The organism is Aliifodinibius sp. S!AR15-10 (genome assembly GCF_031569985.1).
GTDB lineage: Bacteria > Bacteroidota > Rhodothermia > Balneolales > Balneolaceae > JAMQKA01.
Map to the genome: position 1 here is coordinate 279711 of NZ_JAMQKA010000001.1, position 20516 is coordinate 300226.

A 20516-nucleotide genomic window follows, 5' to 3' on the forward strand; every position below is an offset into this window, starting at 1 on the left:
ACAACAATGGACTTATCAGAAAAGAAAATTCTCATTTCCGGCGGATCGGCTGGCATCGGCAAGGCTTTGGTAGATGAACTTATCGAAAAAGGAGCCCGTGACATTGCCGTTATGGGTAGAACCAAACGAAAAATGGATAAGTTGGAAGAACGTTACCCCTCTGCCAATTTTCTCAAAATCCAGGGCGACGTCTCTCAACTTGTTGATATTAAGAATGCAATTTCTGCCATCGATGAGGAATGGGGTGCACTGGACATCCTGGTAAATAATGCCGGGGTGGTGAGTGCCAGCTTGCTGGAAAATTTATCGGATGAAGATATCATCAGCCAAATCAATATTAACCTGACCGGGCTGATCTTATTAACTAAACATGCCCTGCCTCTGCTCAAGGAAAGTTCCGAAGGGACCATCATGAACCTTTCCTCCGGTCTCGGCTACATTGCGATGCCGTTTTACAGCGTTTATGCCGCAACAAAATCCGGCGTAAAACATTTTTCAGAGGCGATGCGGCGGGAGTTGGCAGAATATCCCATTCATGTCATGACCGTCTTTCCCACGGCCACAGATACCCCGATGATGGAGACGGCTAAGGTTGATCGGGCGATGGACAGTCCTGAAGAAGTAGCCCGTGTTTCTGTAAAAGGTCTGCTCGAAAAAGAGATCAATGTAATATTGGGCGGCCAGCAGCGCATTGATGACATCAAAGAAAATTTTGAGGAGCCGCTCAAATTTGACCAAAAGGTGGCTAAGCTATTTGATTCATTGCAAGTACGAGCTAAAGAACACCGTTCCATGTAAACCAGATGGTTCTGATGCAAAAATAGATTATTGCAATAGATATACTCTATACAGCATATCGATAATAACTGGGCATAATACAGGTAATAAACAGCGTAGTATTCCCATCAGTCAAACCGATGATCCGAAAGGAAACAAATAAAACCAATTAACAAAGAAGGAATACTACTTTTATGGATTTAACAATCTATAATCCCGACAATGCACCAGAAGAATCGCAACCACTACTAACATCAGTAAAAGAAAACTACGGATTTGTGCCCAACCTGTACGGAGAACTCGCTGAATCTCCGGCAGCTTTGGAGGGCTATATCAAACTCAATGAAATACTCGGAAAAACCTCTTTTAATCCGGTAGAACAGCAGCTAGCCGTTTTGGCCGTGAGTATCGAAAATGAGTGCCACTATTGTGCTGCCGCCCACTCGACTGTCCTGAAAAAGAAGCTGAATGTGGACGAAGCCATCGTGGATGCGGTCCGTAATGACAACGAAGTACCGGACGAAAAACTGGACGCCCTGGTCACTTACATCCAGAAAACGGTACAAACTCGCGGGTTTGTGGAAGACCATGACCTGAAGTCCTTCCTGGACGCCGGATACACAAAGCAGCACGTCCTGGAGGTGAACCTGGTAATATCCCTGAAAACCATCAGTAACTACACCAACCACCTGGCTGAAACACCGGTGGACGAAGCGTTTGAAAGTGAAAAGTTGGAGTTCACCACTGTGTAATCGTTGTATCTCTTCATTTAAAAGGACTTGGCTCTACCCTATGGGCCAGGTCCTTTTTTATTTTAGACCAGCGATACTTCGGATTATATTTTCGTTAATAAGACTTAATTCAAAATCGAAATTAATCTTCAGGTAGTCGTAAAGGCTATACGTAGTAGTCGTAAAGGCTTTACGAAGCAATCGTAAAGACTATGCGAGGTAATCGCGAACGTCATGCGAAGTAGTCGCAACGGCTTTACGAGGTCCTGCCTGGTTATTAATGGTACTGAAACCTTTTAAATCTGGTCCCGTACTTCGAGTCACAATGTTATTGAGGGGTCCAACAGAATGATTTAGGTTGTATATTCTTATGATTCTCAATTTACACTCAGATCTATTATCGAAACATTTCTCCGGCATATAAGAAAAATTGTTGACCTGCCCGAAGATCAGGAAAACCAGCTTTTGGAAATATCCTCTGTCAAGACGCTCAATAAAGGAGAGTTATTTATTCGTGAAGGGGAAGTACCCAGGGAATTTGGGTTCGTATCTATAGGCCTGTTCCGTTACTATTACGTTGATGAGAAAGGCAACCACTTCACTAAGGGCTTTTTCCCGGAGAACTCGGTGTTGAGTTCATACACAGCGATGGCCCAAAAAGAATCTTCCCCCATTTCAGTAGAGGCTCTTGAAGATTCAGAAATTGTTGTTGTCGACTACCAGAAATGGAAGGAACTGCAGAGCCAACACCGCTGCTGGGATAAATTCCTGATTATACTTCTCGAAAAAGGATACGCCACAAAGGTGAGGCGAGAGCGTGAACTCCTCCTGTTTGATGCAGAAACACAATATAGGCTATTCAGGGAGCGGTATCCTAATCTCGAAGACCGTATTCCCCAGCACTTGATCTCCTCTTTTTTGGGAATCACGCCCGTGGCACTGAGCAGAATCCGTAAAAAAATGGGTCTCATTAACACAGGTTAATGCATTTCTCTTCTCCGACTCCTTAATTGCCCGAGAACAATAATCACTAAAGGAGTCTCAAATGCACCTTACCGGCAACACTATTTTAATTACGGGCGGCAGTTCTGGTATTGGGCTTGCCCTTTCTGAGGAACTGCTTAAAAAGAATAACGATGTCATCATTTGTGGGCGCTCCCAGGAAAAACTAACGCGTGCAAAAGAACGACTGCAAAATATTACCACCTATCAATGTGACATCTCTGATCATCATCAACGCCTGAAGCTCGTAGGCTCGATCAGAGAACATCATCCCTCCTGCAATGTACTTTTCAATAACGCAGCCATTGTTCATAAAACAAACTTTGTGTCAGATCCCGATATGATCGCAAAAGCAGCCCTGGAAATAGCCACAAACTTTTCTGCCCCGGTCACACTCTGCAAGCTTTTCTACCCCATTATCCGGGAGAAAGAAAATCCGGCACTCATCAATATTACAACGGGACTCATTTATGCACCCCGTGCTACATATCCAATTTACAACGCCACCAAGACCGCCCTGCACTCATTCACGCAAGTTTTGAGAGCCCAGGCCGAACAAGACGCTGTTGAAATCGTGGAAGTGATGTTCCCTGCAGTAGATACGCCTTGGCATAAAGGAACCCCCCCGGATATCGCAATTTCTACCCAGGAAGCTATTGAAGGGATGCTCAAAGGACTTCAAAAGGGGAAAAAAGAGATTCGGGTGGGAAAAGTTAACATGCTTTACCTGTTAAGTCGAATTGCCCCGAACTTCGCCTTCCGTATGATCAACAGTCTGAATTGCTAATCGATCTTTTTAGATCAAATATTCAAGTAGAGATATACCCATGAACCAACAAAGCAATAATACCACTGATTCGAACAGTCTTACGCGTAGTGCATTTTGGACCAGCGCTGTCTTTTATGGACTAATTGCATTTGAGTTTTTCTACATGTTTAGCCCGTTTGCGGCCTATATCTACAGCGTGTACGGTCCTAGCCTGCAGATACTGAACTTATCAGAGTCTACCAGCTGGCTGATCGCCTTTTTCATGCCTCACATCGCACGGGAGACGCAATCACTGTTCATCACCTGGCACGAGATGATTGGCATGGTGATATTCTCGACAGGTCTACTTGCCTTCGCTCTCGGCGCCGGACAGATATACTGCAGCAAACTAACGCGGGGTGGAGCTGTTTCGGGCGGCATCTATCGCTGGATTCGACATCCTCAATACGTGGCCCTGATGGTCGCAAGTTTTGGGATGGTGCTGGTCTGGCCCCGGTATCTTGTTTTATTTGGGTTCGTTACCGTCTGCTTGCCTATTACTTCCTCGCAAAAACAGAGGAGTGGGCTTGTAGCCAACAATTTTCAGATTATGACGAATACTGCTCTAGGACAGGTATGTTCCTGCCCACCTGTATCGAACGCAAGGCTGGTAAAATCCCCTGGCCAAAAACTACGTTCCTGAAATCAACTTGCACTCTGGGATTATACGCCCTTGTCTTAGTGATATCGTTTACCCTGGCTCGCACAATTCACAATCAGTCAGCCGATAGCTTGTATGCTTATGCAAATAAAACCGAGGTCTATCTTTCACTGGGTGAACTCGAGCAGGATACCATAGCTGAGCTTGCCGATATCGCCCGGTCCCATCCACAAATTGCCAAGCGTTTGACTTCTTTTGAGGATTCCACCCGCTTCATCAACTATGTAATGCCCACCGAACTCTTTGTTTCCGAGGTTCCGATGTATATCCCTGAAGGAAAAGCGCCAACCCACGAAGCCCCCGGCAGCAAAGATCAAAGCCGGTATAAAATTATCTTCACAGAAGCACGTTTTGGTCCAGATGGACTGGCAAATGGTCCCGATATTATCCGACGGGCGATTAATAAAAAACCTATAGTTGAAGTTTGGATTGACCGAGAGACTCAAAAAGTCGAAAATATTCTGTCCACTACATCCGATAAATTCTATGAGGGAATGCCGGTACCCGTTTTTTAACAGACATTGCTCTCAACATACTATCCAAATTTGCTTAGTTTTGAGATGATTTTGTTTTTCTTTCATTAGCTTGAATTGCGGATTAAAACCACATTAAATGCAGCAACAACTCCTTTCCAATTCCCAAATCCTCGAACTAAAACCGTGGCTCGATCAGTGGGTCGAACGCATGGAAAAGCCGGCATACATTGACGATGACCCGGTGCTCTTTATGCATGCGTTTGATGATAAGCTGGACCAGGAGCTGGCGGGCTTTTTTGCCGCACTGATGGCATGGGGACGCCGGGATATCGTGATCGCAAAAGTTCGGGATTTCCTGGATCGCATGGATAATCGGCCGGCGGAATTTATCGGCAATTTCTCCAAGCGGGACCGCAAGCGTTTTGAGGGATTCAAACACCGCACCTTCAAGCCGGTAGACATGTACTGGCTTACGAGCATTCTCCACCATATCCTCCAGGATTACGGGGGATTTGAACCGTTCTGGGCCAGTTGCCAACAGGAGGCACAGCTAAATGACCGAAACCTGATGGCGGTTTTCCCGGAGCGCTTTTTTGGAGTGTGCCCCGATGCCGCCCAACGCACACGCAAGCATATCTCCAACGCTGCCAAAAACAGCTCCTGCAAACGCCTGTATCTTTACCTGCGGTGGACCATTCGCGAGCATAGCGTAGTAGATCCCGGCACCATGAATTTTATAGATCCTTCGGAGCTGATGGTGCCGCTCGATGTTCATGTAGCACGGCAGGCACGGGTGCTGGGCATCCTGGAGCGCACATACAACGACTGGAAGGCAACAAAAGAGCTGACCGAAAAGATGCGCCTACTCGATCCGGAAGATCCCGCCAAATACGATTATGCCCTGTTTGGAATTGGGGTCACGGAGTCGACACTACAGGATAGATTAGTTCTAAATCCCCAATTTCTTTGAGTTTGGCTCCGATGTGGTCCACCTCTAAGATGGGCTATATCTTGATTAAGTTGCAGCCCTGTGGGAAGGTGGACCGTAACTACAAGATAGCGGATATTTATTCTGTTTGATGAGTTATGATACCCAATCCGTATCAAACTGCCCCATATAAGAATTAACAGATAACCAATAACAAAATGTTACACTTTGGCCAGATATTCCTTATATTTCCGATTCATTCAAAGAAAGAAAAATTATTTAAGGTAGGTGAATTAACAAATGGTTGGAGTAAATGTAAAAGACAACGAAAGCATTGACCGCGCAATTAACCGGTTCAAGAAACTGGTTACCCGTTCCCGGATTTTAAATGAGTACAAAGAGAATCAGCAGTATACCAAACCTTCCGAGGAACGTCGTGAAGCGCTGAAAAGAAGCATTCGTGAACAGAAGCGACGTGAAAGAAACAACTACTAGGTTTCTGTTACTACCAACTTATTTAAGTCCTGTGGCTCTGCTACAGGGCTTTTTTTATGGCCTCATTAAAGTTATCGACCTGTTGAAACGAGAGGGCGCTCTCTTTTTTCAGTTTGTTTGCCTTGGGGATGATTGCTCCATCAAAACCCATCTTCTCGATCTCACCGAGCCGCTGTTCCAGCTTGGGAACCGCCCGTATTTCGGCACCCAGGCCCACTTCTCCCAAAAATACCAGGCTGTTTGATATCGGCTTATCCAGGAAGCTGGACACCAGCGCACATATGACGCCCAGATCACCGGCGGTGTCGCTCAGTTTGATTCCCCCGGCCACATTCAAGTAGACATCCTGCCCGGAAAACTGGTACCCGCCCCGTTTCTCCAGCACGGCCAGCAACAGTGACAGGCGACGATGATCAAATCCACTGGCAGTTCGTTGTGGGGTGCCGTAATTACTTGGGGTTACCAGTGCCTGCACCTCAATCAAAAGTGGTCTTGAGCCCTCGATGGTGCAGACCACCGCGTTGCCGCTCACATTGCGATCATAATCCGAAAGAAACAGCTGGGAGGGGTTCAGAATGTCGGTGAGGCCATGCTCGTTCATTTCAAAAACGCCGACTTCCTGGGCAGGACCAAACCGGTTTTTGAGACTTCGGAGCAACCGGTAAGTATAGTTTTGATCGCCTTCGAACTGCAGAACGGTATCCACCATGTGCTCCAGGACCCGTGGGCCCGCCAGGTCCCCCTGTTTGGTAACATGCCCGATCAGCAGGGTCGTAATCTCTTGTTTCTTGGCCAGCTGCTGGAACAGGGCGGCACACTCCTTCACCTGCTGGATACTCCCGGCCATACTGGTCAACTCGGTGCGGTAGACTGTCTGGATAGAGTCCACAATTAGCAGGTCCGGCTCCATCTTACGGGCCTCTTTCAGGATATGGCTGATATCGGTTTCGTTATAGATATACAGGTTCTCTGAATCTACACCCAGTCGACGGGCCCGCTGCTTGATCTGTCCCCCCGACTCTTCTCCCGCACAGTAGAGTATCTGCAGCTCCGGGTTAGACTTTGCAATCTGTAAGGCTAACGTACTTTTCCCAATACCGGGATCCCCGCCAATCAACACGAAGGACCCGGGCACAAATCCACCGCCCAGCACCCGATCCAATTCAGAGATATTACTAGCGAACCGGGCTTCTTCATTAAGGGTAATGTCATCGAGCGATTTAGGCGAGCCACCCTCTTCGAGTCCTTCTACCTTTCCTTTGTGAGATTTGTCAGCCTTCTTCTCCCGCTCAACGGTGAATTCCTTAAATGTGTGCCATTTTCCGCATGAGGGACAGTTCCCCAGCCATTTGGTAGAGGTGTGACCGCATTCCCCACAAACGTATTCAATCCTGTTTTTTGGCAAATTCTATCCTATTTCTTTATCTCTCCAACGATATCGGAATCACTGCCCGGTTCTACCTTGTTCTCCATCTTTTCCAGCACCGACTGGTTGATGTACCAGGTTGTCGCCATCATTCCCAGTCCAATACTGATATAATAACTGATGATCCGCCAGGCAAAGACTGCCAACCCGATAAAGGCTTTACGATCAATCAGCGGTCCCTGGAAAATAGCAAACAGCCCTTCCACGCCACCACTGCCGCCAGGCGTCGGCATAATCAAAAATGCGAGGTTCATCGCCAGGCTCCTGAGCACGGATAAAATTTCATTGGCTGGAAGCAGGCTCAAAATAACAATCGTGGGCAACGCAATGCGGCAGAACCACGACATGGTAGACAGAAAAAAGGCTTTCAGCAGGAAAGAAGCGGGCTTTTTACGCAGTTCATGGGAATATTCCTCAAGATGTTCCGCCTCCTCCTTCACCTTGTCTTTCCATTTGCGCAGGAATGGCATCCGGAACACGGCATTTACAACTTTTTTTAGAACCGCGGGATTTTTCAATACCCCATACGCAAGAAGGCTGGCATACGAGAGCAAACCGGCATAGAGCAGCAACATCGAGATGTCACCCACCATACCGATGTTTTCGGGCACGACCTCATAAAATAACCCGGATATGAGCAAAATGGGCACAGCCAGGGCGAACCAGAGCTGATCCAGCAGAACACCATAAAGGATGATCGCAGTAGATTGCCCGGCTTTTAATCCCTCCTTGGTCATGGCATAGGTGGCCATCGGGGCACCGCCAATTGTTGACGGAGTTACAGAAGAGGTAAAGTCCCAGCTCAAAATGACCCGGAATGATTGCATCCAGTTCAATTGTCCTTCGGCCAAAAAACGTATTTTGGCAGCTGAAAACCATACTCTCAACAATGATACAATCAGTGCAATGACCAACCCGGGCATCCGTTTGGGTTTGAGATGCTCCAGCACCCCCGGCGTATAGGTGAGATAGATCACCACCGCCATCCCAAGGACACTCAAGCCTATGGAAATAAAAAGATACCGCTTGGAAAAGAAACTTTGCGGGTCTTCCTGGATATGTTTGGGTTCTTCAGTCAAAAAGTTTTGTTGTTAAATCCCTGTAAGAACGGCACCAATGCAGGTAAAGTAGCAGGCTATCATCATTAAACCTAGCCATACCACACTGCAAGATGAAAGTAAATTGTATGCCATATAAATAAAAAAGCCTTATGAAGCATAACTCCATAAGGCTTAAAATGGTATAAGCAAATTAGGCTACGGTGATGTTATCGTCAAGATAAACATCCTGGATAAAGTTAAGGATTTTCACCCCTTCATCCATCGGCCGCTGGAACGCTTTCCGGCCACTAATCAGCCCCATACCACCGGCACGCTTATTAATAACAGCTGTACGTACCGCCTGGGCGAAATCATTTTCACCAGAACCGCCGCCTGAGTTAATCAGTCCTGCGCGGCCCATGTAGCAGTTGGCTACCTGGTAGCGGGTCAGATCGATGGGATGGTCGGTTGCCAGCTCAGTGTAAATTCTCTCGTCGAGCTTGCCATAAGAGGAATCCCCCATGTTCAGTGCCTTATATCCACCGTTGTTAACTGGCTGCTTCTGTTTTATAATATCAGCCTCGATGGTTACTCCAAGGTGGTTGGCCTGACCAGTGAGATCAGCAGAAGCGTGATAATCAGTTCCGTTTTTCTTGAATGCGGAGTTTCGCGTATAGCACCACAAGATCGTCGCCAATCCTAGTTCATGGGCATATTCAAAAGCTTTGGCTACTTCCTGGATCTGTCGGCTCGATTCTTCCGATCCGAAGTAGATAGTGGCACCAACAGCGACAGCTCCCATGTTGAACGCCTCATCAATGCTCCCGAACATAATTTGGTCATACGTATTTGGGAAGGTCATCAACTCGTTGTGGTTGATCTTGACAACAAATGGAATTTTATGAGCATACTTGCGAGCTACAGCACCAAGTACTCCATATGTAGAGGCAACTGCGTTACAACCGCCTTCAATAGCGAGTTTAACAATATTTTCGGGATCGAAATATGCCGGATTGGGAGCAAACGATGCGCCACCTGAGTGCTCAACACCCTGGTCTACCGGCAGTATCGAAAGATAACCGGTTCCGCCAAGTCGCCCATTGTCAAACAGCGTTTGGAGATTACGCAGAACACGTGGATTGCGATCGGAATCGATCCACACATCATCTACAAAATTGGGATTCGGCAGATGTAGATTTTCCTTGTAAATTGTTTCACACGAATGATTCAGCAGATCATCTGCTTCATCACCAAGCATTTCATCGATGCTTTTTGCGGCAAGTGCCATAGTAAAAACTCCTATTTTATTGGTATATAAGGTTATGAATTGCTAGAGGCCTAATATAAGTGATCTGTCTAGAAATGACTAAAAAAGATGAAGTATGAGATATTACCAAAGCTTTGAGGTATCCTTCTCAAACGTACAGAGATTTTAAAAATTAAAGTTTGAGAAGCTGTCAGCCTTCAGCTTTCAGTCTAATAGTAACATATATCATCATTGAATCTATTATATGGTAAGCCTATTATCCCAGATAATTAGGGTAAATTTTATCAGGAATACCAACACTGAAAGCTGATAGCTGATTACTGATCACTGACAGCTATTCTCAATGATGTTAAAGCTAAAAGTCCTTATATTTGGTCCTTCAAATTTGCAACAAGCAGCTTAGTTAACAATATGAAAATAGGTTCGATAGATCTTGGTGAAAAACCACTACTTCTGGCTCCCATGGAGGACGTTACCGATTCACCTTTCCGGGTGATGTGCCGTCGACGAGGGGCGAGTATTGTCTATACGGAATTTATCAGCTCTGAAGCGATTGTCCGCGACTCTAACGGAGCCATGCAAAAAATGGATTTCTGTGAGGAGGAACGGCCGTTTGGGGTTCAGATCTTCGGCAGTAGAGAAGTAGCGATGGAGGGTGCCGCGCAAACGGCTGAGGCTCAAAATCCTGATCTGATCGATATCAACTTTGGATGCCCGGTCTATAAAATTGCCAAGAAGGGGGCCGGTGCCGGCTGCCTGAAGGACCTTGCGCTGATGGAGCGTATGGCCGGTAGTGTTGTCGATGCTGTGGAAGATCGACCAGTGACGGTTAAAACCCGACTGGGCTGGGACAACCGCACCATACGAATCCAGGAAGTAGCTCTAATGCTTCAAAAACTGGGGGTTAAAGCTCTGACTGTCCATGCCCGGACCCGTAATCAGAAATATAAAGGAGACGCCCGCTGGGAGTGGCTGAAAAAACTTAAAAATACGCCCGGACTTGAAATCCCGATTATCGGAAATGGTGACGTGACTACTCCACAGGATGCAAAACGCATGTTTGATGAAACCGGTGTTGATGGAGTTATGATCGGTCGGGGTGCTATTGGCAGCCCATGGATTTTTGAACAGACGCGACATTACCTGGAGACCGGTGAGCTTATCCCCCCACCATCGGTGGACGACCGTATTCAATTAGCTGCTGAACAACTGCGTCGTTCCGTAGAGCATCATGGGGAGCGGTATGGCGTCATCATCATGAAAAAACACTATGGGCAATACCTGAAAGGTGTTCGAAACAGTCGAAAACTTCGTGGAGCTATCATGGAGGAAAAAGAGATGCAGCCTATCCTGGAACTGCTGCTAAACTTTAAGGAGCAGGAGATGTACGCAACGGCCTCCTAAATATTCCATTTATAAGAAAATGTCCAGTTAAGCAGGTCACCTTGAATCAAAACCAATCTGATCACGTATAGAGGCAGGTACAAATTTCAAATAATATTTCAGCCTATGTGGTCCCGATTATTTCGTGCTCTAACAGCACTTCTCAACGCATACAGTTTCTATTCGAATCCTGTCAGGTTCATTGTCAGTATATTGGGTCTGATACTGATACCATACCTGGCTTATATCTTCTTGGGAGGCGTTGTTTTCGCCCTGCTGTTGGTCCTTGGTGGGTACCTGATTTACAGGGGATTTAAGAACTCCCGTGCTACCGGATACTGAATTTCCTACAAGGTAAAATGAAGTCCAAGCGAAATTAATGCCGGACGATAGGTGAAAGAGACATCCTGTTCATCCTGAAATAAACCCGCCGTACCGACTTGCCCTTCAATCTTTACGTTTTTCCAGCCCAATCTTGCGAATAGTGCAGGTTCAAAGAACGTACCCGATTCCGACTCACTAAAAGTAGTGGAGGACGTTTCGAACTGAGTAAATGTAACATGTGCCAGGCGTAGTGCCAGCCCTGTTTCTATCCAACTCGTTTCCAGCCCGATGTTGGACTGCAGGAACAACTTGTTGTATTTGCCGGTAGCCTCAACCTGCTGGTTCGACCCCGCAAACACATAGTTGTCGACCGAGGTAGCTGATCCCAATCCACCACCACCGATCAGTTCCAGGCGCCCAATCCTGCCAATTGCCCTGAAGTATTCCACTCCCAGCTCTCCATAAGAATGCTTGTGATAATCCGGGGATCCCTCTTCTTCATTGGTCCCGAATGAGGCGGCACCCAAAATACCGATCTTATCCGAAACTGCTACGGCAGCCTGGCCATCCACCCCATTGGTACCGCTGTAAATGGCAGCACTTACCTCTCCTTTTTCATCCAGCTGGTGGGTATGCCGGGCACTGGGAATGTAAACCGGTGCGCAGGCTTGTATCACAAAAAAGGTAACAGTACTAAGAAACAGGGCTCGCATCTTCATAATCAATCGATTTTTTGGATTAATATGAATTGCTCCGAATAAACCTAGTCAAACCTTACAAATATTCCGAACCAACAAGCGGTTTCAGGACCTCGGGAACTTCAATATTCCCCTCTTCATCCTGGTAGGTTTCAATAATGGCAGATACTACGCGGGGCAGCGCCAGGCCAGAGCCGTTCAGGGTGTGCAGGGTTTGGGTATTCCCGGTTTTATCCCGGAACCGAAGTTGCATGCGCCGTGCCTGGTAGCCCACAAAGTTGGAGCAAGAACTTACTTCCAGCCAGCGCTGCTGCCCGGGACTCCATACCTCCAGATCATATTTCTTGGATTGCGTAAAGCCCATATCACCGGTACACATCAGCAGGGTGCGGTACGGCAGCTTGAGGTCTTCCAGCAGCGACTCTGCGTATTCCCGGAGGCTTTCCAGCTCTTCATAGGAATTATCGGGATGGACAATTTTGACGAGCTCCACCTTGTCGAATTGATGCAGGCGATTCAGGCCCCGAACGTCTTTCCCATATGAACCCGCTTCGCGCCGCCAGCATGGGGTATAAGCCACGTAATAGATCGGAAGCTTGTCCGCTGAAATAATCTCATCACGGTGAAAATTGGTGACCGGAACCTCCGCCGTCGGAATCAGGAAAAATTCATCGCGTGGAATCTCATACATCATATCTTCTTTGTCGGGAATTTGTCCCGTCCCGCGGGCGGAGTCCTCATTCACAAAAAACGGGGGCTGAATTTCGGTATATCCAGTTTTTGTGGCCTTATTAAGAAAATAGTTAATGAGGGCACGCTGAAGCCTGGCTATCGGTCCCAGGTAAAAAGGGAAACCGGCCCCCGTCACTTTGGCCCCGCGTTCGAAGTCGACCCATCCGGAGTCTTCAGCCAGCTCCCAATGAGGGCTTCGCCATTCTTCCTCAGCCGGTTCTCCCCATGTTTTAAAAATTTCGTTATCCTCCTCTGAAGCTCCAACGGGTACCGACTTGTGCGGGACATTTGGAATGTGCAGAATAAGTTCATCCCGCTTGCTTTTCAGCTTGTTTAAATCCTCTTCCAGATCCTTAATCTGCTCTTTCAGCTTACTGGTGTGTGCGATAATCTCCTGGGCTTCCTCTTTCTTGCCCTGTCCCATCAGCTTGCCGATTTCCTTGGCCTTGGTATTACTCTCACTGCGGAGATCGTCAACCTTTTTCACAAGGGATCGCCAACGTTCGTCCGCATCCAGAAGCTCATCCACCACCTGGGTATTTGATTCGCCCTTATTTTTCATTCCTTCTTTCACCACGTCAGGGTGTTCTCGAATAAACGTTACGTCCAGCATAAAACTAATTTAAACTTTTGATTTTTCTTCTCGTCAAAGATAAAAGAGTTTTATGAAGTATTGAACATATTTTTGAATTGTAAAAAATTGGTTTTCCATTAAATAAATTATAAATTCAAAAAATGTATGATATGCTTGCCTACCTAAATATTTTAAGCTAACTTGAAAACATTATAGATAAATAAGGGTTACATTTTATAGCATGGCACATAGTTTAGATGAGATTGACATTAAGATACTCAAACACCTCCAACAAGATGCCCGAGCACAGCGAAATAAACTAGCTGAGATAGTGCATCTCTCTGTTCCTTCCGTTTCTGAACGAATGAGAAAGCTGGAGGAAAGAGAACTGATACAGGGATATCACGCCGTATTGAATTCCCGCCGTTTTGAGTTTGATATTACTGCATTTGTTTTTGTGGAGGTTGACGGTTCGGACAATTATCCAAAATTTGTGGAAAAAGCTGTTGATGAACCCGAAATTCTTGAATGTTATTCCATTACCGGGGATGGCTCCCATATCCTGAAAATCCGAACCTGGAATACTGAGTCTTTTGAAAAGCTATTGTCCAAGATTCAGTCATGGAATGGAGTTCACAAAACCCGTTCTAACGTAGTACTTACCAATTTCAAGGAAACGCGTGAATTACCTATTGAGCTGACCGGTACTATCGACATTAAGTAATTTTTCATCCTTTGTATTTCTGCAATCACCTATGGGCAGAATCCCGGTTGTATATGCTCTTATTCTTTATTTGGTAACATTTTCTTTTTTTCCCAGCTTCAGTTTTGCTCAACGCTCTTTTGGTGTAATTTGGGATGTTCCAGAAAATCATGAAGAAGCAATTCGCCAGCTCGACCAATTCGAAAATCTCAAGATTAAGTATATCGAGGTGGATGAGCTGGTCACCGATGAGATATGGAGCGAAATCAGCCGACGCGATTTCAATGTGTTTGTTCAAATTCCGGTCACATTTCCCGTCATCCAAACTTTTGAGGAGGCCGACTCGTCACTGGTTCGGACTTTTCAGCAATTTTTAACACGATATGGCACAACCCAAGTAGAAGCTATCGGGGCTTTTGCCTATGGCCAGACCAACCATCCACGTTTTGCCGGGGCTGTCCAGCCCTTTACCGAGCAGATGGATTCTGCCCTTTCGGTACCTCTCTATTACAAGAAGTGGAATCGAGAACCTCAAGCAGTAGACTCATTATTCGAGTTCCACATTACCAGGATTGAAGTTACTCCAGCCTTCCAATCCGTGGACAACACCGGGTTTTCATCATCAGGCGCATTTCTCTACGCACCTTCCGGCGGCATGAAGAACCGGATGGCCCCATTAAAATGGTTTATTGAAAAGACCTCGGTGAATCACCAAGCCCCACTATTTTTTGAATCCGGCTGGCTGCTAAATTTCAAAAACGAACACCGGTCCACCGAACAGATTCTCACTGAGTATGCCACCTATCAGGATGCGGTCTTCCCCCTACCCAGGGAACCTCTGACGGACGGTAATTCCCACAGTATTATTGTACTTATCCTGTTTGCATTATGGGGCACAGTAGCCCTAACCTATAGCTTTATCCCCACATATCGCAGGTCCCTTTTCCGATTTTTCCTGAGCCACCAATTTTTTATTGAGGATGTAATGCAGCGCCACATTCGCTCCATTGTACCAGCCCTGGTGTTGCTTGGCCAACATGCGGTACTGGGTGGCATCTTCCTATATTGCATGGCCAACACCTATCTTTCCAGCATTGGGGTTGAGGTATTTTATTTCTATTTCCCAATACTTAATATCTTCGGTTCCGGCCACCTTTCATTCTTATTTCTCGGGCTCCTATTTACCCTATTGTTTCAAACAATCTCTCTGCTCTGGCTATATGTTGCCAACTGGGGAATCGGGTACCTGAGCCAAATTTCGATTCTTTATTCTTGGCCATTTCATCTGAACCTTGTTATTACTACGGTCATCGTCACTTTGCTGATGTCGGGTGGTAATGCCTATCTCATGGGAGCCTGTTTTATCCTGTTCGTAGCTGTACTGTTGCTCGATTTCCCGATCACCGCATTCGATACCGGCCAAAATATCAAGGGCAACCGTTGGTTGTACGCCTCCGGAACACTTGGACTTTATACTCTTATAGTGGCCGTCCTTGCAATACTGGTTGTTACTAATGATAGGCTATTAAATATCCTGGACCTGGCGATAGCGATCTCGTGATCACATAATCTGTTTTCTGAGGCGGGCAACGGGAATATTGAGCTGCTCCCGGTATTTACTCACTGTTCGACGGGCAACTTTATAGCCTTCTTTCTCCAGCTTCTTGGCTATAGCCTGATCGCTTAGTGGTTTCTTTTTATTCTCATTATCCACAATCTGCTGGAGCGAATTTTTTACTTCCCTGTTGGATACTTCTTCTCCACTTTCTGTTTCCAGGCCTTCGCTAAAGAAATATTTCAGTTCAAAAACTCCAAAATTGGTCTGTACATATTTTCCATTGACAACACGCGATATCGTAGAAATGTCGAGGTTGACCCGGTCAGCAATATCTTTCAGAATCATCGGTTTGAGCCCTTCTCCATGCTTGAAAAAATCTTCCTGCAGGGCAACGATCGTTTTCATGGTATTCATCAGGGTATTCTGCCGCTGCCGTATGGAATCGATAAACCACTGTGCAGAATCAATCTTATCCTTGATAAAATTTTTAGTCTCTCTTACGCTGTCGTTTGAATTCTTCTTTTTCTTTTTTTTGAGATCATCCCACATCTTCTTGTATCGGGGAGAGATTCGCAGGGCCGGAACATTTCGATCATTGAGCTTAATAATAAAATCGCCTTCCCCTGTTTCTTTCCCTTCTTCATCAGTTGCCGGCTGGTACCGGACTTCAAAATCGGGCTCAATATAATTTTGAGTGTCTTCCACCTCCGTTCCGCCTCCGCCCGGCTTGGGATCAAGTCCCTTAATGCAATCAAAAGCACTCTTAAGCTCTTCATCCCCGATATTCAATTTCTTTTTGAGCTTGCTAAAATGCTTTTTCTCAAATGCCTCCCAGTGATTCTTCAACATCTTCAATGCAATGTTTCGGCCACTGGTATCGGGATCAGCCATTTCCAGCTGCACTACCAGGCAGTCACGAAGATCGGTTGAGGCGATACCCGGCGGATCAAGACGCTGAATCTGCTTGCGTACTTTCTCGACCTCCTCAGCCGAAGTCAACACTCCTTCGTTAAAAGCGATATTATCGACCACGGCTTCCAGTTCCCGGCGGAAATACCCGTCATGGTCCAGCGAGCCCAGGATCTGATCAGCTACGAGCTTTTCGTTATCCGTCAAATCGAGCAGTCCCACCTGGTGTTCGAGTTCCTCAAGAAGCGATTCATGGTAAGGATTCGGCAGGTCGCGCCACTCCTGGTTCCCACCTGAACCCGAGTACCCTCCATAGTTTTCACCTTCATACTCGGTATTGTGCATAAACTCTTCCCAGTCGACCTCTTCATTTTGATCAACCGGGTCCACCTCATCATTATCCTTTTTTTTCTCTTCCCAATCTTCCGGGGAATCGAGTTGCTCTTCTTTTTGCAGTTCATCAGGTTCGGCTTCTTCCAAGACGGGATTGAGCTCCATCTCCTCCTTGATACGCTGTTCCAAAGCCACCATTGGCAGCTGCAGCAATTTTATATACTGAATCTGCTGCGGAGAAAGCCGCTGTTGTTGCGACTGCTTTTGACTTAACTGCTGGCTTTGGCCGGTTTTAATCATGCTTGAACCGTTTTATTGTTAGCTCGAATCTCATTACATGCTTCAACAAACTCATCATACCACTCTTCCCCATACCGGCGAATCAGCGGGTCCTTCAAAAATTCGGATAACCATATATCCTGCTCCTCGCCGTGGTCACACCCCGCACTGCAAAGGGCAGGGAAATACTCAAAATTTGCGTAATCAAAGTCAAGAATATTCTTCAACCGAATGGGGAAAAGATGACAACTCAACGGTTTTTCCCAATTGAATTCTCCTTCATAATAGGCTTCTTGAATAGCACATTTTGCAATCCCATCCTCACCGTATTTTACAAACACACATTCTCCTTCTTCAACGCAATTAAGCTCATATCCATTCTGATTATCACCTTTAATCAGCCCGGATTCTTCAACAGTCGCTACCGCATCTTCATGAAGCTGTTCTTTTAGCCGGCGGAAGGCTTTACGCAACACGGGGATCTCTTTCTTTGCCACGGGTGCTCCTGCATCGCCTACCACACAACAAGCACCCTTGCAACGGTTTATATCACACGCAAACCTGGCAGTAGCGATATCTTCTGACAAGATGGTGTTTTGCACTCTAAACATAGGTACCCAAAATACTCTTTCTATCTCCTAATTTAAAAGATGAATTATGTTCAATTTTTCTGTATCGTTTTGCCCTGTTACAGAGAGATTTAAGTTAATTACAGGATTTCTCGTGAGTAAGTTTTCCGAGTCATCCAAAATAAAAAACTATTTTGAATAACATGATTACCAAGGAAAAGAAAGAGCTACAAGAAATTACACTTATTGGCCTCGCACTTCCCTCAAAAACTACCAATGAAAATGGCCAATCCAGCATAGATTGTGGTAACCTGTGGCAAAAATTTGAGCAGGGAGAGTATGCCTCAAAAATTCACGGCAAAAAGAGTGCTGATATCTTTGCTGTCTATCACGATTACGAGGGAGATCATACCCGGCCATTCTCCTATTTTATTGGTTGTGAGGTCAACAATGACACGGAACCACCGGAAGGAATGGACAGCCTAACAATACCCAAAGGTATATATCGGAGGGTGATTGCCAAGGGCAAAATGCCGGACTGTATCGCCGAAACCTGGCGGGAGATATGGAAATCGGAACTGCCAAGAGCGTACCGACCCGACTTTGAGGTGTATAGCGAACGGAGCCAAGACTGGAGTGACGCCGAGGTTGACATCTATATCTCAGTCGGGGAATGAGCTTGTCGGATAATTCACCGTCTAATTAATCAGACAAGCTCAAAATTCTTACCGGCCAGTTGGCGCACACACTCCTGCATCTCCAGCTCTAGCAGCTTGGGAAGCAGTTCGTGGGTTGGCTGTTCAAGCTCTTCACCAATCTCATCTATATGGCGGGGTGCATCCTCCAGCAGCTCACAAATCGTTGTGGAAAGCTCATCGAGCTCCAGGGTTTCCCACTTCCGCTCACTGGGTTGGAGGTCAGATTCTACCTGGTCTTTGCGGTGCACGGCAATCTCATTCAGGATGTCATCTACCTTTTGTACCAGCTTCCCCTGCGCGGTTTTAATTAAGTGATTACAGCCGGCACCAGTCTTTGACCGTAGGGAATGAGGAATTACGAATACCTCCCTGTTCTGATCAAGAGCTGAAGTAGCTGTTATCATGCTACCTCCCTTAAGACCAGATTCTACGACGAGGGTGCCCAGTGACAGCCCACTGACAATGCGGTTTCGCACCGGGAAGTTACCCGAATCGGGTGGAGTGCCCGGCGGGAACTCGCTAATGACGGCCCCACCCTGATCTGCCATATCGAACGCCAGCCGAATATTTTTAGAGGGATAGATGCGGTCTATGCCCGAACCCAAAACCGCAATTGTGCGTCCCCCGGCCCGTAAAGTTCCGCGATGTGCAGCGGCATCAATACCATAAGCCAGGCCACTGACGATGGTGAGTCCCGCCTCAACCAGCTTCCCGGCAAAGCGTTCGGCCATCTCCTTGCCGTAGGCCGAGGCTCCACGTGTTCCCACTATGGCTACAGAATCGGTGGCCAGCACCTCCGCATTGCCACGTATCCAAAGCAGAATAGGTGGATCATAAATCTCCTTCAACCGGCGGGGATAAACATCATCCACGTACGTCAGCAGCTGATAGTTCGATTGTTCCGTCTTCTCTATAACCTTGTCTACCTCTTCCCAGTCATCGAACCCCATAATTTGCCGGGCCGTCACTTCACCAATACCGTATACTGAGGTAAGCTGTGCCTGGCTGAATCGAAAAATATCCTGTGGATCATCCACTTTTTTGAGTAGCGCCCGGATTCGCTGGGCACCCAGGTTAGGGACGAGGTGTAAGGCTATTAGCTCTCTAAGTTGTTGTTTCGTTGTCGTCAATGGTTCTTTTCAGTTGCTCCCAGATGAGTTCTTTCAGTTCTTCCATATGGTAGCCTGTTGCAGCCGAAATTTCAACCGTTGGTACGTCGAGATCTATATTTTCCTCAAGCTCGTAATTTTCTTTCAAATCCATCTTGGTTATTGCCAGGATTCGGGGCTTGTCCAACAGATCCGAGCGATAGGCTTTCAACTCTTCGAGCAACGCTTTGTATTCATACTCCACATCCTGCATGCAACTTACCATAAAAAGAAGTAGGTTATTCCTCTCGATATGTCGTAAAAACTGTATTCCAAGTCCTTTTCCGTCGTGCGCTTCCTCAATAATTCCGGGAATATCGGCCATCACAAAGGTACGGTAATCTGCCAGGGTTATGACCCCGAGATTCGGCTCCAGCGTCGTGAATGGATAGGAGTCGATCTTTGGCTTTGCACCTGACATTGCGGAAAGAAGCGTACTTTTGCCCGCATTCGGGAACCCAACAAGTCCAACATCGGCAAGCAGCTTCAGCTCGATTTCTATGGTTCGTTCTTCACCCGTCTTTCCATTTTCAGCCTTTTTGGGTGTTTGGTTTGTGGAGCTTCGGAAATGCCAGTTACCCCGACCTCCTTTTCCGCCTTGAGCCACAACCATTTTGTCCTCATGTTCTGTAATTTCGCCCAGACGCTCACGGGTATCCGCATCATAAATTACCGATCCCAAGGGTACTTCCAGGATTTCATCATCACCGTCTTTGCCGCGTTTTTTACTGGATTTCCCATTTTCACCATGGCCCGCTTTTACAAATTTCCGATACCGCAGGTCGAGGAGCGTATTTAGCTGTTCATTTCCTACTAAAATTATATCGCCCCCATCACCGCCGTCGCCGCCATCTGGGCCACCCCGGGGCACGTACTTCTCCCGTCGAAAATGAACGGAGCCATCGCCCCCACTCCCGGCTGTTAAATAGATCTTGGCGTAATCGGCAAAACGCATTGCTTCAGTTTTTAATTTTTGGTGCTGAATACTGGATTTAGA

The 20516-nt window shown here is 46.6% G+C and carries 21 protein-coding genes; 12 read left to right on the forward strand and 9 right to left on the reverse strand.

What is annotated here, in order from left to right; translation table 11 throughout:
* Window positions 1–6 precede the first annotated feature (6 nt).
* The 8 genes from NC796_RS01145 to rpsU all read left to right on the forward strand — a co-directional run bounded on the left by NC796_RS01145 (window position 7) and on the right by rpsU (window position 5878).
* The gene (locus tag NC796_RS01145; RefSeq protein WP_310681342.1) at window positions 7–798 is read left to right on the forward strand and encodes an SDR family oxidoreductase; all 792 of its coding nucleotides are present in this window, start codon (window positions 7–9) and stop codon (window positions 796–798) included.
* A gap of 173 nt (window positions 799–971) precedes the next feature.
* Window positions 972–1529 carry a carboxymuconolactone decarboxylase family protein gene (locus tag NC796_RS01150; RefSeq protein WP_310681344.1) on the forward strand — a complete coding sequence of 186 codons (558 nt, stop codon included), beginning with the start codon at window positions 972–974 and terminating at the stop codon, window positions 1527–1529.
* 444 nt (window positions 1530–1973) lie between these two features.
* Window positions 1974–2492, forward strand: coding sequence for a Crp/Fnr family transcriptional regulator (locus NC796_RS01155; protein ID WP_310681346.1), 519 nt, complete (start codon window positions 1974–1976; stop codon window positions 2490–2492).
* 61 nt (window positions 2493–2553) lie between these two features.
* Complete coding sequence (locus tag NC796_RS01160; RefSeq protein WP_310681348.1) at window positions 2554–3297, forward strand: SDR family NAD(P)-dependent oxidoreductase; 744 nt, start codon at window positions 2554–2556, stop codon at window positions 3295–3297.
* Between the two features lie 40 nt (window positions 3298–3337).
* On the forward strand, window positions 3338–3961 hold the full coding sequence (locus NC796_RS01165; protein ID WP_310681350.1) for a methyltransferase: 624 nt from the start codon (window positions 3338–3340) through the stop codon (window positions 3959–3961).
* A gap of 89 nt (window positions 3962–4050) precedes the next feature.
* A complete protein-coding gene (locus tag NC796_RS01170) occupies window positions 4051–4494 on the forward strand; it encodes a hypothetical protein (protein ID WP_310681352.1) in 444 nt (147 codons plus the stop codon).
* A gap of 97 nt (window positions 4495–4591) precedes the next feature.
* Window positions 4592–5425 carry a TIGR02757 family protein gene (locus tag NC796_RS01175; RefSeq protein WP_310681354.1) on the forward strand — a complete coding sequence of 278 codons (834 nt, stop codon included), beginning with the start codon at window positions 4592–4594 and terminating at the stop codon, window positions 5423–5425.
* A gap of 258 nt (window positions 5426–5683) precedes the next feature.
* On the forward strand, window positions 5684–5878 hold the full coding sequence (gene rpsU, locus NC796_RS01180) for a 30S ribosomal protein S21 (RefSeq protein WP_310681356.1): 195 nt from the start codon (window positions 5684–5686) through the stop codon (window positions 5876–5878).
* 40 nt (window positions 5879–5918) lie between these two features.
* Here the strand turns inward: rpsU and radA are convergent, their stop codons facing one another.
* From radA to NC796_RS01195, 3 genes are all read right to left on the reverse strand, one after another.
* The gene (radA, locus tag NC796_RS01185; protein WP_310681358.1) at window positions 5919–7283 is read right to left on the reverse strand and encodes a DNA repair protein RadA; all 1365 of its coding nucleotides are present in this window, start codon (window positions 7281–7283) and stop codon (window positions 5919–5921) included.
* A gap of 8 nt (window positions 7284–7291) precedes the next feature.
* Window positions 7292–8383 carry a lysylphosphatidylglycerol synthase transmembrane domain-containing protein gene (locus NC796_RS01190; protein ID WP_310681360.1) on the reverse strand — a complete coding sequence of 364 codons (1092 nt, stop codon included), beginning with the start codon at window positions 8381–8383 and terminating at the stop codon, window positions 7292–7294.
* Between the two features lie 172 nt (window positions 8384–8555).
* Window positions 8556–9632: a class I fructose-bisphosphate aldolase gene (locus NC796_RS01195; RefSeq protein ID WP_310681362.1), complete on the reverse strand. Its 1077-nt coding sequence runs from the start codon at window positions 9630–9632 to the stop codon at window positions 8556–8558.
* Window positions 9633–10022: 390 nt separating this feature from the next.
* Between NC796_RS01195 and dusB the strand changes: the two genes are divergently transcribed.
* Window positions 10023–11015, forward strand: coding sequence for a tRNA dihydrouridine synthase DusB (dusB, locus tag NC796_RS01200; RefSeq protein WP_310681364.1), 993 nt, complete (start codon window positions 10023–10025; stop codon window positions 11013–11015).
* A 326-nt stretch (window positions 11016–11341) separates the two neighbouring features.
* Here the strand turns inward: dusB and NC796_RS01205 are convergent, their stop codons facing one another.
* Both NC796_RS01205 and serS read right to left on the reverse strand, forming a co-directional pair.
* Window positions 11342–12037 carry a hypothetical protein gene (locus NC796_RS01205; RefSeq protein ID WP_310681365.1) on the reverse strand — a complete coding sequence of 232 codons (696 nt, stop codon included), beginning with the start codon at window positions 12035–12037 and terminating at the stop codon, window positions 11342–11344.
* A 55-nt stretch (window positions 12038–12092) separates the two neighbouring features.
* Window positions 12093–13361 (reverse strand): serine--tRNA ligase, encoded by a 1269-nt coding sequence (gene serS, locus NC796_RS01210; RefSeq protein ID WP_310681367.1) that lies wholly within the window; start codon window positions 13359–13361, stop codon window positions 12093–12095.
* A gap of 202 nt (window positions 13362–13563) precedes the next feature.
* Here serS and NC796_RS01215 point away from each other — a divergent pair, with 202 nt between their 5' ends.
* Both NC796_RS01215 and NC796_RS01220 read left to right on the forward strand, forming a co-directional pair.
* Window positions 13564–14046 carry an Lrp/AsnC family transcriptional regulator gene (locus NC796_RS01215; RefSeq protein WP_310681368.1) on the forward strand — a complete coding sequence of 161 codons (483 nt, stop codon included), beginning with the start codon at window positions 13564–13566 and terminating at the stop codon, window positions 14044–14046.
* A gap of 31 nt (window positions 14047–14077) precedes the next feature.
* Window positions 14078–15586, forward strand: a complete 1509-nt coding sequence (locus NC796_RS01220) for a hypothetical protein (protein ID WP_310681369.1) — start codon at window positions 14078–14080, stop codon at window positions 15584–15586.
* On the opposite strand, the gene rpoN is transcribed toward NC796_RS01220, so the two are convergent.
* The gene (gene rpoN, locus NC796_RS01225; protein ID WP_310681370.1) at window positions 15587–17125 is read right to left on the reverse strand and encodes an RNA polymerase factor sigma-54; all 1539 of its coding nucleotides are present in this window, start codon (window positions 17123–17125) and stop codon (window positions 15587–15589) included. It abuts the gene before it with no gap.
* Window positions 17122–17715 carry a DUF3109 family protein gene (locus NC796_RS01230; RefSeq protein ID WP_310681371.1) on the reverse strand — a complete coding sequence of 198 codons (594 nt, stop codon included), beginning with the start codon at window positions 17713–17715 and terminating at the stop codon, window positions 17122–17124. The genes rpoN and NC796_RS01230 overlap by 4 nt, the downstream gene beginning before the upstream one ends.
* Window positions 17716–17876: 161 nt before the next feature.
* Here NC796_RS01230 and NC796_RS01235 point away from each other — a divergent pair, with 161 nt between their 5' ends.
* Window positions 17877–18350 (forward strand): GyrI-like domain-containing protein, encoded by a 474-nt coding sequence (locus NC796_RS01235; RefSeq protein WP_310681467.1) that lies wholly within the window; start codon window positions 17877–17879, stop codon window positions 18348–18350.
* A gap of 29 nt (window positions 18351–18379) precedes the next feature.
* On the opposite strand, the gene dprA is transcribed toward NC796_RS01235, so the two are convergent.
* Together dprA and obgE are read right to left on the reverse strand one after the other, a co-directional pair.
* Complete coding sequence (gene dprA / locus NC796_RS01240) at window positions 18380–19501, reverse strand: DNA-processing protein DprA (RefSeq protein WP_310681372.1); 1122 nt, start codon at window positions 19499–19501, stop codon at window positions 18380–18382.
* Window positions 19476–20474, reverse strand: a complete 999-nt coding sequence (gene obgE / locus NC796_RS01245) for a GTPase ObgE (RefSeq protein ID WP_310681373.1) — start codon at window positions 20472–20474, stop codon at window positions 19476–19478. The genes dprA and obgE overlap by 26 nt, the downstream gene beginning before the upstream one ends.
* Between the last annotated feature and the right edge of the window lie 42 nt (window positions 20475–20516).